The sequence below is a fragment of the Candidatus Corynebacterium faecigallinarum genome (assembly GCF_052264515.1).
In the GTDB taxonomy this organism is placed as follows: domain Bacteria; phylum Actinomycetota; class Actinomycetes; order Mycobacteriales; family Mycobacteriaceae; genus Corynebacterium; species Corynebacterium faecigallinarum.
Map to the genome: position 1 here is coordinate 75,527 of NZ_JBQQOC010000004.1, position 12,960 is coordinate 88,486.

Genomic DNA, 12,960 nt, shown 5'->3' on the forward strand with positions numbered 1-12,960 from the left:
TCCAATGGGGTTGATGGGGATAACGCTCTTGTCGCCCTACAAGGATAGAGAAAAGGCGTCTCCCCCGCCACCACCCCCGACCGGAATCACCGCAGAACACACCGCGGGAACCCCTATCGGCAGTCACGGAAGAAGCTGGTGAGGAGCTCTTCACACTCCTCCTGGCGCACCCCGCCGCGCACCTGCACGGCATGCAGTGGCGAGTCACGGGCGACGTCGAACACCGAACCGCACGCCCCGGTGCGCGGCTCGTAGGCGCCGAAGACGATACGTCCGACCCGGGCCCCGACGGCTGCCCCAGCGCACATCGCGCAAGGTTCCAGGGTGACCACCAGGGTGCAGTCCTGGAGTCGCCAGGCGTCGCCGAGCACGCGGGCGGCGGCGCGCAGGGCCAACACCTCGGCGTGGGCGGTGGGGTCGGCGTCGACCTCCCGACGGTTGGTCGCCACCGCCAGTTCCCGTCCGGCGGGGTCGACGACCACGGCGCCGACCGGGATGTCCTGCCCCGGGGTCGTCGCTGCGACCTCCAGGGCGCGGCCGATCAGGGCGGCGTCCTGTTCCTCTGGTTCAGGACGCGGCAGGCCGGACCCGACGATCACCAGGCTCCACCGTCGCCGTCGTCATCCCCGCCGCCGTCACTGCCATCGCTGCCGTAGCCCAGGTCGTCGAGTACCTCGGCGAGTTCCTCGTCGAAGCCGAGCTCCTCGGCCACACGCAGCAGCTGGTCGGACGCCAGGATCTCGCCGTCGTCGAAGATCACCGAGACCACCTGCTCCCCCACGCCCAGGTCGGAGAGCATGTCGAAGTCGCCCTCCGGCCAGGGGGCGTCGGGATCGTCGGCATCGTCAATGTCCTCGTCGGTGGGACCGTCGACGTCGAGCTCGTCGAGGATGTCACGGGCCAGGTCGATGCCGGGCTCGTCGTCGTCCTCGACGACCACCGAGGAATCACCCAGCAGCATCGTGGCCCCGCCCGGGGCGGGACGGACCAGGGCGCACCAGTCGTCCTCGACGCACACCATCCCCACCAGCACCCCGGCCGAGCGCAGGGCCCGCAGGTCTCGGACCAGGGACTCCAGGCCGTCCGGCACGGAACGCTTCAGGACGCGGACGCGCCACTGAGCGGCACCACCGTACGCTGCGGCGCCATCGGCACCATCGGCACTGTAGTCCCCGGTGCCCCCCTCGGTGAGCTGTGCTGCGATGACGAATCCGTTCATGCTCGCTAACCGTAGTCGGCCTGTGCCACACTTGAAAGGTGGATACCCAATTGCCCTCCGCGACCCCCACCGTACCGACCTCCGACCCCGCACCCGTATGTGTGCTGGGGCTGGGTCTGATCGGCGGCAGCCTGCTGCGCGACCTGCGCGCAGCCGGGCGTCCCGCCTTCGGGTGGAACCGCTCGTCGGCCACGGTTGAGGCCGCCCTCGAGGAGGGGTTCGATGTCTCCGGGGACCTCACCGCCACGCTGCGACGCGCCGCGGAGCAGGACGCCCTGATCGTCCTCGGCGTGCCTTTCCCGGCCCTGCCGTCGATGCTCGACGCGATCGCCGAGCATGCCCCGGGGTGCGGTCTCACCGACGTGACCAGCGTGAAGGGCGACATCCTCTCCCTGGTGGTCGAGAAGGGCCTGGCCGGACGGTTCGTTGGCGGGCACCCGATGGCCGGTACGGCGGATTCGGGCTGGGCGGCGACGTCGACCGGGCTGTTCTCCGGCGCGGTGTGGGTGGTCACCCACGACAATGCCCCGGCAGAGACCGGCGAGGCGGACACCGACCCCACCTCACCTCACCCGTGGATCACGGTGTGGCGGCAGGTGGTGGAGCTGGCCGACACGGTGGGCGCGGCGGTGGTGCCGGCCCGGGCGGCCACCCATGATGATGCGGTGTCGCGTATCTCCCACCTACCCCATGTGCTGGCCGAGGCGCTGGCGATCACCGCCGACCAGGGCGGGGCGTTGGCCCTGTCCCTGGCGGCGAGCAGTTTCCGGGACGGCACCCGGGTCGCCGGCACCGCCCCGGCGTTGGTGCGGGCGATGTGCGAGAACAACCGGGACGCCCTGGTGGGGGCGTTGGACGAGACGATCGACCTGCTCACCGCCGCCCGCGCATCACTGGCAGCCCCGGACCAGGATCTGACGGTGCTGACCGGTGACGGCCACGACGCCCGGCTGCGGTTCGAGGCACGCGCCGGCCGTACCAGGGAGGCCCCGTCGAACCGGCCGTTCATCCGGGTGGTTGCCGGCGCTGACGGGTGGTTGGAGCAGCTGCACTACGCCGAGTCCGTCGGCGCGCAGATCGGGGTGTTCGCGCCGACCGAGCCCTGACGACCGAGCAGTGGCTACGGGGCGGTGACGCCCTGGCAGTCGGCGTCCCCACCGGTGGCGGAACTCTCCTCGACCAGCGGGGCGATCCGCGAGGACATCTCGGCCATCGCCTCGCGGGCGGTGGACTCCGTGCCGTCCTCCGGGATCACCGCGACAGCCAAGGGCACCTGGGACCCGGCGGGTCCGGCCAACCCGAACTCGCGCAGGATGAACTCATCATCGGTGGTCATGCCCCACCCGCCCTTGATGTGCGCGTCCGGCAGTTGGCCGAGACCACCACTGTGCTCGTCGATGAGCTGCCCCATCGCTCCGATGACCATGTCGGCACCGTTGACGCAGGCCATCCGGTTGGCGAAGATCACCTGGTGGTCCAGGCTCCAGTGGATGTCACCGAAGCCCTGGTAGGCATTCTCGTCCTGGGAGGTCAGGGCGTTGGTGGGGTCGCCGCCCTGGTGGAGTACCGCGCTGACCTTCTCCGCGGCCTCGGTCTCGTCGCCGAGACTCTCCCACAGCCGCAGTGCGGCGTCGTTGTCGGAGGCCATGATCGCCGCATCGATGTCCTCGCGGAGGCTCTCGACGGGTTCACCGGTGACCTGGGCCTGCTGGACGGCGGCCATGGAGATCGGCACCTTGATCGAGGACAGGGCGGAGGCCATCTGGATGTCGCCGACGTGGATGATCCCACCTCCGGCGCGCATCGTCGCACCGATGCTCACCCCGAACTCGTCGCTGATGTCCTCGGCGATGCCGGCCAGGGCGACGCGGATGCTCTCGGCTTCCTCGGCGGCGGTCGGTGCCGCGGACTCGGCGACCTCTTCCTCGAGCTCCTGCTGTGCCTGTTCGGCGTCGTAGTCGTCGCCATCCTGGGAGGCGATGGCGTTGAGAAGGACGGCGACGGACAGGACGGCAAGCAGCAATGCGCCGACGACCCAGAGGTTCGTCGCCGTTTTGCCCCGGGCTCGGCCCCGGTCGCCCGGCGCACTGTGCCGGGCTGTCGTGCGTGCTCTTCGTCCAGTTGCCACAGGCACCGACACTAGTGCACGTCAGGGCAGAATCAGCAGTCGGCCTGCTCGCCCGGGGATGTCACTCCGGTGGCCGCGTCGATGCGATCACGCAGTGCCTCGACGACGTCGTCGAGCGCTCCCTGTGCCGACTCATAGGATCCGTCGGGGGCGATGACGGCGACGGCGACGGGGACGGAGGTGCCGTCGTCGCCGGGCACCAGCCCGAACTGCCGCACCAGGTAGCGTCCGTCGGCACCGGGGCCCCAGCCGCCCTTGAACCAGGCTCCGTCGACGCGTCCGATCCCGTAGCTCTGGCCGGGGTCGACCTGGCCCATGGCCTCGACCACGGGGCCGGCCGATGACAGGCAACCGAGCTGACCGGCGAAGCGCGCCTGGTCGCTGACCGACCACCGGGTCTGCCCGTAGGCGGAGAACTCGCCGCGGGGGCGTTCGGCCGGCACGTCGGTGGAGACACCGGCGTCGGCGAGGACCGCCTCCACCTTCTGCGCGGCGGTGGCCGGCTCGCCCAGCGAGGCCCACAGTGCATCGGCGGCACCATTGTCGGAGACGCCGATCGCCTGTCGGATAGAGGCGGTGACCTGCTCGAGGGCCGCCGGGTCGCCGTCGGCTTCGGCCTGGCGCAGGGCGGCGATCGCCAGCGGCACCTTGCTGGTGGACCAGGCGGCGTCGGTGAGGTCCCCGCCGTCGCCGAGGGTGCCGCCGGTGTGCAGGGTCCCGTCGTCGAGCAGGGCGACGGAGAACTCGCCGAGTTCGGCGGGGAGCTCCAGATCACCGGAGGTGCCGGTGTCCGGGTTCTGCGTTGCCTGGGCACCGGCCGGGGCGGTGGGTTGCGGGGCACCGGTGCCCGAACCGGACGCATCAGAGGGGTCGGACGCAGCGTCGGCGCCACCGTCGCGGTCGACATCGCCGATGACACAGCCGGTGAGCAGGGCGGCGGACGTCACCAGTGCGGCGACGGCTGATGCGACGGTGGTGGCGCTGCGAATACTGCGCCTGCTGCGCCTGCCGTGACTACGCAATGTAGACGTTCGCATCGTTGCCGCCGTGGCAGTGGATGTACTTGCCGTTGTCGTCGCAGGTCATCTGGTAGGTGTCCCCGGTGACCGGGCTGCGCACGTCGAGGACGTGGTTGGTCTCACCGTCGTCACTGTCGAGGTAGGCATCGACGAAGGCGTCGCGGACGGCCTCGGCGAACTCCGGGCTGGTGTAGCTGCTGGTGCCCGGCGGGGAGGTGTAGATGTTGTTGAAGTCGCCGGCCGGCTCGTTGTTCCGGGCGGCGGCGTTGACCGGGACGACGTCATCGGGCAGGTCCGGGTCGCGCGGGCGGCCCTGGTCCTGATCGCTGTCTGCGTCCTCATCCTCGTCGGCATCGGCATCGGCGTCCGGCGCGGCATCCGGGGCGGTCCCGGGTTGCTGCGGTGCGGTGGGGACGCCCTGGGAGGCAGAGTCGTCGGAGCCGAAGAAATCGTCCCACCTCCAGACCAGCAGCGCGGCGACGAGGATGATGATCAGCAGTGGGATGGCGATGATGAAGAACAGCCGACCGCCACCGGAGGACTTGTCGTCCTCCTGGGGGTACTGGGGATACTGCTGGTACTGCGGATCCCCCTGGTACGGCGAATACTGTGGCTGCTGTGGGGGCGGCCCGGGCGGGTAGGGGGACTGGCCGGCACCCGCCGCCCACGGGGTGGGGCCGGGGCCGGGCTGGCCCCAGGCCGGCTGTTCCGGCTGCTCGGGCCGCTGATACTGCGGCGGTTCGGGCTGCTGTGGCTGCTGTGGCTGCTCAGATCCGCGGGCCGGACCGTCCGCCCCGAAGATCCGGGTCTCGTCAGCGCTGTCGTCAGCGCTGTCGCCGGAGCCAGCGCCCCACCCCGATGACTCCGGTCGGCCCCAGCCATTGTTGTCAGCCATTGGTTCTCCTATCGCCCATTCAGGATTCTCAGTGTACCTGTACCTTCCTGTCCGACCCCGTCCGTACACCCGTCCGGCGGCAGCACCGGTTGGTAGGAATGCAGCGTCCCCGCGGCGGCGGACTCCGACCCCGGCAGATCCGCCAGCACCCCCACCGCAGCCACCGGGTCGGCGAACAGCCCCCAGCCCAGTGCCGCCACCGGATCATCCTGGTTCACCGCATCCACGGTGCACGCCGCGGACGCCGGGGCGGCCACGGTGCCCGGACGTCCCTGCCACAGTGCCGCCGACACACCAGTCTCCAGAGTCTCCAGAGCCTCCAGTGCCGCCATCCCGGCGACCACCCCGAGGCTCTGACCGTGCACCACGATCTCCGGACGCTCCGACTCCGGCAACTCGTCCACCCGGTCCACCACCTCCTGCAGCAGATGCGTCGCGGACGCCTCCGCCAGCTCCGGGCGCAGCAGGAACGCCACCGCCGACGGCACCCGCGCATAACGCACCGCCACCGTCGCCACATCCCCGTCGGCCCACTGCTCCACCGCCTCCACCTGGTCCGGGTCCACCCAGCCAGACCCGGTCGGCATCGCGACGACGACCACGTCCCGCTGCAACCCACCGGCGGCGACGAGGTCGTCGACGGTGTCGCGCGCGGCGACCGCGGCGTCCTGCCCCGGGTGGTCACCGAAGACCCGCACGGCACCGTGCGGCGACACCTCGGCCAGCACGTCCCGTGGGTGCTGCGCCAACGGCCCGGCGTCGAACATCCACCAGGCGACCCCGGTGAGGGCGGAGACCGAATGCAGGACCAGGATCAGTGTCGCCATGCCCGTGGCCAGCAACCCGGTGACCGGGCCTCGCATCCTCACCACGGCAACCAGTCCAACCACGGCTCAGCCACCGGTGCCCCGTTACCCTGACGCATCGTGTTGACCCCCACGCCCACGTGCGCGACAACCGCCATCGCCCGGCACCCGGCACCACCGCCGGCCCGGCAACTCCCCCGCATCTGGTCGGCCATCTGCCGGTCCAGGCTGGCACGCAGTCCGCCGGGGATCTGCTCCCCGGTCCGCTCGGCGACGCGCAGCAGGTCATAGCCCAGGTCATGGGTCTGGCACGCTGGCTCGAAGGACTCCGGCAGCGTCACCGGCGAGGAGCAGTCGCCCTCCGGGTTCATCGCCAGGCCGTTCTGGACCCCGGGAGTGTAGCCGAGTTCGGCGACCAGCTCCGGGGACATGTAGGACGTCCCGCGTTCCCCGGCGGCCAGCGACTTCGCGGCCGCGACAGCACCGACAGCACCGACAGCACCGACAGCACCGACGGTGCCCACGACGCTGGCCCGAGCGTCCTGTGCCGGTGCCGCGGCCACCGGGCCCAGTACCGGGACCATCGCGACCGTGACAGCAGTGGCGGTCGCGGCAGCGGCGGTGGCGATACGGGCGGCGAGGGTACGTGGGCGTCGAATGCGTGTCATGGCACAGAAAGCTAGGAACCGGGTGTCACCGCAGTAATCCCCCGGCGCAGTGATTCCCGTGACGCCGATGTCACTCTCCAGGGGGATCCGTCCCACCGGGATACCCGATAGCGTCAGGAACATGAACCGTCGTAACAGTCCAGCCGAACGCACCGTCACCGCCCTCGGGCAGGTCGGCCAGCGCACCCGCACCCCCCACACCGTGGTGGGACGCACCGCCCGGCGTTTCGGCGTGTCGGTGTTCGTCGTACTGTTCGCCGCGATCCTGTACGCCGTGGCCTGGCCGACGTCCTTCGTCACCCACGAGTACTTCGGCTCCGCCCACGCCGCACTCATCCCGGTCATCGCCGCCTTCGGCACCTGGCCGGTGGCTACCTCGGTGCGCTGGCCCTTCTGGTCCTGGCTCTCCGTGGCGGCGGTCTGCCTGATCTCCGTACCCTTCCGGGACAACATGGAGTTCGCCCTGGGCTGGCCGGTGGCCTTCCACCTGGCGCTGGCGTTCACCCTGGCGATGGTCGTGTTGAAGGCGTCGGACGGCGCACTCATCGCCGCCGTCGCCGGCACCGGCCTGGTCATGGCGTTCAACCCGGCGGAGGTGCGCATCGGGTGGCTCGTCGGTGTCTTCGCCTGGACCGTGCTCTTCCTGCTGGTCCGCTGGCTGGTGGCCTCCCGGAAGGAGCTGGCGACCTCCACCGAGAGCCTGCGGCAGGAGAGCACCCGTGCCAGCGAACAGTCCCAGCTGCGCGTGATGGCCGAGGAACGCAACCGCCTGACCCGTGACCTGCACGACGTGGTCGCCCACCAGATGTCGATGATCGTGGTGCAGTCCCAGTCCGCGCCCTACCGCCTGCAGGGTGTCACCCCGGCGATCCACGCCGAGTTCGACTCCTTGTCCGCCACCGCCCGCGAGGCCCTCAACCAGGTCCGTGAGCTGCTCGGGGTGCTGCGTACCGATGCCGAGACCGGCACCACCACCCCGGTCGGCGCCGACCAGATCGAACCGATGCTGACCTCCGCCCGGCGCGCCGGGATGGACGTCATCTGGACGCTGGACCCGGCCACCGCCACCATCGACGACACCGCCGGGGTGGTGCTGCAGCGGGTGCTGCAGGAGAGCCTGTCGAACGCCACCCGGCATGCCCCGGGCGGGAAGGTGCTGGTCAACCTGGAGCTCTCCGACGGCAGCGACGTCGGAGATGCCGATGGCAATGCGGCTGGCAGTGCAGGCGCCTGGGCGAACCTGACGGTGGACAACGGCCCGGCGGCCGAGGGGGAGATCGTCCTGCCGGAGCACAGTGGCGGGTCCGGCATCCAGGGCATGTCCGCCCGGGTGCGCGCGGTGGGCGGCTCGTTCACCGCCCTGCCGGCGTCCGACGGTGGGTTCACCGTCACCGCCGGGGTGCCGGTCCGGGGCCGCTGACGGTGGTGGGCCGGGTAGGTTGGACGCCATGAGCATCTCAGTCATCGTCGTCGACGACCAGGCGATGGTGCGTCAGGGCTTCGCCGCCCTGCTCAACGCCCAGGAGGACATCACCGTCATCGCCGATGCCGAGGACGGTGCCCAGGCGGTCGAGCGGGTCACCCGCCTGCAGCCGGACGTGGTGTTCATGGATGTGCGCATGCCGGTGATGGACGGCCTGGAGGCCGCCCGCCGGATCCTGAGTTCCGGGCTGGACCCCGCCCCGCGGATCATCATGCTGACCACCTTCGACCTCGACGACTACGTCTACGAGGCCTTGCGCATCGGCTGTTCCGGGTTCCTGTTGAAGGACGCCCCGGCCGATGAGCTGGCCCGCGCGGTGCGCCTGTCGGTGACCGGGGAGGCACTGCTGGCCCCGACGGTGACCAAGCGCCTGATCGCCGATGCGGTGGCACGGTCACCCCGCCCGGCGTCGCGGACGGAGACTGCGGGTAGGAAGGCACTGGCCTCCCTGACCCCGCGGGAACTGGAGACCGTGGAGCAGATCGCCACCGGACGCTCCAACGCGGAGATCGCCGAGGTGCTGTTCATCTCCGAGGAGACGGTGAAGACGCACGTGCGCAAGGTCCTGCAGAAACTAGCGTTGCGCGACCGGGCTCAGGTGGTTGTCTTCGCCTACGAGAACGGTGTCGTGTGAGCCGAACCCGTGTTCGGCGGCGCTGCGCAGCCCCTCGGTGACCCGGCGTGCCCACTCGCTGACGTTCATCGACGCCTCCGGGGTGCCCGGGTAGCGCACCCGCAGGTGCATGCCGTCGTCGTTGAGGACGAACCACGCCATCACCCCGTCCGTCCTGATCCAGGCCGAGACGTGCTGCGGGTGGGCCTCGGCAGGCACGCTCACCGGCAGCCGGCGGTTGTCCAGCCAGGACAGGGCGAACATGCCGCGACTCTGGGGCATGCCTCCCCACGGCCGCAGCAACGGTTCCAGCGGGTGGGCGCCCAGGGCGATCGCCTCGGCGACCGCGCCCGTGCACTCCCCCAGGTCGGGCGAGGAACACTCCAGCACGGAGTTGGTGATGAACCAGCCCACCGAATCCGACCAGCGCGTCCGGTCGTCCGGCGTGCCGGTGCGGGAATGCACCGGGAACACCGCACGCAGGTCACCGGCACCCAGTTCCTTGTTCACCGCGGTGAGGACGCTGACCGTCGCGGGCAGCAGTCGGACGCCGCGTGCCTTCACCGCAGCCTCCAGCCGGGCCAGCCCGTCCACGTCGAGGACGTCGACGACCTCGACCACCTCATCGCGTGCGGCTGACACGTCGCCGAGGTCCAGGGGGAACACCGGCATCTCGCCGTGTCCGTCGGCCATGATGTCGTCCCACCGGTCGCACACCTCCACCGGTGCCGCAGGACGCTGCTCCAACTCTCTCGTGTGCTCGGCGAAGGACGGCACCGTGGCCCGGGTCGGCTCCTCCCCGCCGAGGAACGTGAGCATGTCCCGGACCAGGACCAGCAACGACCAGGCGTCGGCGTGACTGTGGTCCAGGCCGATGACGATGGTGCGCGTCCCGTCCCCGTGGGTCACCACCGCCAGCCGGTGCGACGGGGAGCCGAAGGGCTCACAGCACTCGTCGAAGACCAGCCGCAGCACCTTCCGCGGGTCCTCGGAGCCACCTGCCGACCACCACTGCCCGTCAGGGATCTCGATGTCGTGGACCCGGATATGGTCCGGTGGATGCCGACGCAGGACCGTGCGCAAGGTCCCATGACGCTCGATCACCCGGTGCCAGGCTTCGGCGATACGGTCCTCGTCCCGGGCGGTGTCCACTGATGGGGCGACCGTCGGAGCAGCAAAAGCGACCGCCATCCACGACCCGGGACGCGTGCCGGCCGCGGCGTGGCGGGCCTGGTCGAAGGACGGTCTGCGTCCGGAATCAGCGTCACCGGTGTCGCCGGTGCCATCTGTGACTTCGGTGACAATGGGTTCATAGACACGGACATCCCCTGCAGAAAGTTCCATGCGGGCTACAGTTGTGAGTCTCATACCCCTGGACGATAGGGCCGTGCAGTTACATGCAGATTTCCTGCACGGATCGCCTGCAATTCCTGGGGACACCCGATCAGGAAGGACCACCCGTGCGGATCCCCACGGCCACCGATCTCGCCGCCGGCTCCGCCGCCGACACAGCCGACACCGCCGACACCGGCACCATAGACGGGCTCGCCTACGACCTGCGTGGTCCGCAGGACGGCACCCCGGTCATCCAACTGCACGGACTGACCTCCAGCCGGGCCCGCGATGTGGCCCTGAAACTGAACCTCACCGCAGGTCAGGACGCTCTACGGGTACTACGCTACGACGCCCGCGGCCACGGCCACTCCGCGGCAGCGCCACTGCCGGCGTCCTACCGGTGGACCTCGCTGGCAAAGGACCTGGAGCAGGTGTCGGGCTACTTCACCGGGGAGCAGAACACCCGTCCGGTGCATGTGGTCGGCCAGTCGATGGGTGCGGCGACGATCCTGACCTCCGCGGCGGCGGACCCGGATCTGGCCATCGAGCGCTACGGGTCGATGGTTCTGGGGATCCCGCCGACAGCCTGGGAACTGCGCGGTGACCGCGCCGGGATCTACGAACGCAATGCACAGTTCGTCGAGTCCCACGGACTCAGTGCCTTCGCCGAGTCCACCCGTGACGAGCCGGTTCCCCCGGCCCGCGGCGCCGACATCCCCTTCACCGTGCCAGACGTCGCCGAGTCCCTGCTGCCGGTGGTCTTCCGCGGTGCGGCGGGCAATGACCTGCCCTCCCGGGAGCGGATCGCCGCGCTCGGGGAACGAGGCATCCCCACCCTGATCCTCGCCTGGCCCGGCGACACCGCCCACCCGCTGGCCGTGGCCGAGGAGCTCAGGGAGCTGCTGCCGGAATCGCAGTTGATCTTCGCCCAGACCCCGGAGGATGTCGGCCGGTGGCCGGACATGATCGGATCCTTCATCCGGAATGCGGCGAGGACGTCCCGCGCAACAACATGATCGGGTCGCCGTCGTCACCACCGCGACCGCCGGCAAGGTGGCCGTCCTTCCTCAGGAAGGAGCGAACGAGGCCACGACGTTGGGCGTTGTAGCTGATCACGTGCGCGATGATGCTGCCGACCACGAAGCTCTCCGGGGGTTCGCAGAGCGCGTCGACGATCCGGTCCACCCACGCCCCGCGGGCCGAGACATCGTCGACCATGGCCGACCAGCGTGGAGCGACCGCGTCCAGCCTGGTCAGCAGAGCGTCCGGTGTGGGGTGGCTGGTCTGGTTCGACCCGCTCCCGTGTGGGGCTGGTGGGGCCTCGAACTCCGTGCCCTCGATCGACGCCAACCAGGTCTCGTACTGGACCACGGCACGCTCGAGCAACACCGCGACGGATTCCTCCGGCCCCGCCCAGTGCAGCAGCACGTGTCCCGGCAGCCGCCGCCGCATCCACGCCTCAACGTCGAGGTCGCGGCAGGCTTCCAGCAGGTTGCGGAGATCGTCCAGGTCGTGGTGGACGAGCAGTCCGGTGACCGGGTCTGTTGGCCCGTCCCCGACCCCCGCCTCACCCTCATCCCCGGTGTCGATCCACAGCGAGTCCGGGGTGTGGAAGTGGATCCCGTTCGGTGCCGGCAGCCAGTGCCCGGTGCCGCCGGACCAACCGCACGGGGTCTCCGACGGCGGGTGCCCGTAGGCACGACGGTAGGCGCGGGAGAATCCCTCCACGGAGTCGTACCCGGCCTCCCAGGCGGTGTCGGTGACGCTGGCCCCGGAGCGCAGTCGCCAGGACGCCCGCTCCAGTGTCACCCGACGCCGCAGCGCCACGGGTGACTCCCGTGCGTCCCGACTGGCCTGCCATGCCGGTGAGCTCACCGGTCGGTTCGTCCAGCACGGCGTCCAGCAACTGACGCAGTCGGTCGGGGCCGCGGTCGTCTGGTCCGGGATCCTCCGAATATGTACTCACACCGCCCAGTCTGCCGCAGGTCGCGGTCCCTCGACTGTGAACCGGGCGGAGATGAAGTCGCCGGCGGTCTCCATGTTCACCAGTGAGAGTTGGCAACGACGCGTCAGCAGCGGTGCCCCCTCGCCCAGGGTGACTGGTGCATAGCTGATGATGACCTCGTGGAGCAGGCCAGCGTCGATGAACTGGCCGGCGAGGTCACCTCCTCCGACGACCCAGAGCACGGCATCCGGATCCGCACCGTCGTCCGACGCATTCGCCTCGACCACCGCCTCGCTCTCCTCGACGACCTCGACAACGTCCCCGCTGGCGAAACGGAGGTCGGCGCCGTTGATGGGCTCCTGCTCCCGGTGGCTGAACACCCAGGTGGGTTGGGGGTAGGGCCAGGCAGTGTCCGGCGCCTCGTCACGGATGAACTGGTAGGTGGAACTGCCCATCACCAGCGCGGCGGTCCGTCCTGGAAGGGTGTCCATCCGCAGGTTCGGGTCCTCCGGTTCGGCATGCTGCTGGGCGAACAACCACGCGAGGCTGTGGTCGGGGTCTGCAAGGAAGCCGTCGAGGCTGCTGGCGGTGTAGTAGATGACTCGCATGGTCACCAGTCTGCCCGCCGGGGTCCGGGGACTACCCGACCGTTCTTGCGCAGTCGGCCGACGATGCCGGAGAACAGGCACCCCGCAACGACGAAACCCCGCCACCCAGGCTGGGTGACGGGGCCGTCTGTACTGTGCGCCCGGAGGGATTCGAACCCCCAACCTTCTGATCCGTAGTCAGATGCTCTATCCGTTGAGCTACGGGCGCGTACCACTGCGGTTCACTGCTGTGCACCGCAAC

General features: G+C 70.1%; 14 protein-coding genes and 1 tRNA gene. 4 read left to right on the top strand and 11 right to left on the bottom strand.

Annotated features, from left to right (window positions below; genetic code table 11):
* Positions 1-113 precede the first annotated feature (113 nt).
* Both ACTXPP_RS03105 and ACTXPP_RS03110 read right to left on the bottom strand, forming a co-directional pair.
* Complete coding sequence (locus ACTXPP_RS03105) at positions 114-596, bottom strand: nucleoside deaminase (protein ID WP_441588328.1); 483 nt, start codon at positions 594-596, stop codon at positions 114-116.
* Entirely contained in the window at positions 596-1,219 is a 624-nt protein-coding gene (locus tag ACTXPP_RS03110; protein WP_441588314.1) for a tRNA adenosine deaminase-associated protein, read from the bottom strand. Before ACTXPP_RS03110 ends, ACTXPP_RS03105 begins: the two co-directional genes overlap by 1 nt.
* 50 nt (positions 1,220-1,269) lie before the next feature.
* Between ACTXPP_RS03110 and ACTXPP_RS03115 the strand changes: the two genes are divergently transcribed.
* Complete coding sequence (locus ACTXPP_RS03115) at positions 1,270-2,325, top strand: prephenate dehydrogenase (RefSeq protein WP_443340865.1); 1,056 nt, start codon at positions 1,270-1,272, stop codon at positions 2,323-2,325.
* A gap of 14 nt (positions 2,326-2,339) precedes the next feature.
* On the opposite strand, the gene ACTXPP_RS03120 is transcribed toward ACTXPP_RS03115, so the two are convergent.
* The 5 genes from ACTXPP_RS03120 to ACTXPP_RS03140 are packed head-to-tail and all read right to left on the bottom strand — an operon-like array spanning position 2,340 to position 6,735.
* The gene (locus ACTXPP_RS03120) at positions 2,340-3,347 is read right to left on the bottom strand and encodes a hypothetical protein (protein ID WP_443340867.1); all 1,008 of its coding nucleotides are present in this window, start codon (positions 3,345-3,347) and stop codon (positions 2,340-2,342) included.
* A gap of 32 nt (positions 3,348-3,379) precedes the next feature.
* A complete protein-coding gene (locus tag ACTXPP_RS03125) occupies positions 3,380-4,384 on the bottom strand; it encodes a hypothetical protein (protein WP_301496840.1) in 1,005 nt (334 codons plus the stop codon).
* A complete protein-coding gene (locus ACTXPP_RS03130) occupies positions 4,362-5,261 on the bottom strand; it encodes a hypothetical protein (RefSeq protein ID WP_443340869.1) in 900 nt (299 codons plus the stop codon). The genes ACTXPP_RS03125 and ACTXPP_RS03130 overlap by 23 nt, the downstream gene beginning before the upstream one ends.
* Positions 5,262-5,269: 8 nt before the next feature.
* Positions 5,270-6,124: an alpha/beta-hydrolase family protein gene (locus tag ACTXPP_RS03135; protein WP_443340929.1), complete on the bottom strand. Its 855-nt coding sequence runs from the start codon at positions 6,122-6,124 to the stop codon at positions 5,270-5,272.
* Between the two features lie 2 nt (positions 6,125-6,126).
* Entirely contained in the window at positions 6,127-6,735 is a 609-nt protein-coding gene (locus ACTXPP_RS03140; RefSeq protein ID WP_443340871.1) for a hypothetical protein, read from the bottom strand.
* 121 nt (positions 6,736-6,856) lie between these two features.
* Between ACTXPP_RS03140 and ACTXPP_RS03145 the strand changes: the two genes are divergently transcribed.
* Complete coding sequence (locus tag ACTXPP_RS03145) at positions 6,857-8,155, top strand: sensor histidine kinase (RefSeq protein ID WP_301524627.1); 1,299 nt, start codon at positions 6,857-6,859, stop codon at positions 8,153-8,155.
* Positions 8,156-8,183: 28 nt separating this feature from the next.
* Positions 8,184-8,852 (top strand): response regulator, encoded by a 669-nt coding sequence (locus ACTXPP_RS03150; RefSeq protein ID WP_301520285.1) that lies wholly within the window; start codon positions 8,184-8,186, stop codon positions 8,850-8,852.
* Here ACTXPP_RS03150 and ACTXPP_RS03155 read toward each other — a convergent pair.
* Positions 8,793-10,175 (bottom strand): condensation domain-containing protein, encoded by a 1,383-nt coding sequence (locus tag ACTXPP_RS03155; RefSeq protein ID WP_443340875.1) that lies wholly within the window; start codon positions 10,173-10,175, stop codon positions 8,793-8,795. The genes ACTXPP_RS03150 and ACTXPP_RS03155 overlap by 60 nt on opposite strands.
* Positions 10,176-10,291: 116 nt before the next feature.
* Between ACTXPP_RS03155 and ACTXPP_RS03160 the strand changes: the two genes are divergently transcribed.
* Positions 10,292-11,182 carry an alpha/beta fold hydrolase gene (locus ACTXPP_RS03160; RefSeq protein ID WP_443340877.1) on the top strand — a complete coding sequence of 297 codons (891 nt, stop codon included), beginning with the start codon at positions 10,292-10,294 and terminating at the stop codon, positions 11,180-11,182.
* Here ACTXPP_RS03160 and ACTXPP_RS03165 read toward each other — a convergent pair.
* From ACTXPP_RS03165 to ACTXPP_RS03175, 3 genes are all read right to left on the bottom strand, one after another.
* Positions 11,142-12,041 (bottom strand): helix-turn-helix domain-containing protein, encoded by a 900-nt coding sequence (locus ACTXPP_RS03165; RefSeq protein ID WP_443340880.1) that lies wholly within the window; start codon positions 12,039-12,041, stop codon positions 11,142-11,144. The two genes, ACTXPP_RS03160 and ACTXPP_RS03165, sit on opposite strands and share 41 nt — an antisense overlap.
* A gap of 87 nt (positions 12,042-12,128) precedes the next feature.
* Positions 12,129-12,719, bottom strand: a complete 591-nt coding sequence (locus ACTXPP_RS03170; RefSeq protein WP_443340883.1) for a dihydrofolate reductase family protein — start codon at positions 12,717-12,719, stop codon at positions 12,129-12,131.
* 135 nt (positions 12,720-12,854) lie between these two features.
* A tRNA-Arg gene (locus tag ACTXPP_RS03175) sits at positions 12,855-12,927 on the bottom strand.
* Positions 12,928-12,960: the final 33 nt, after the last annotated feature.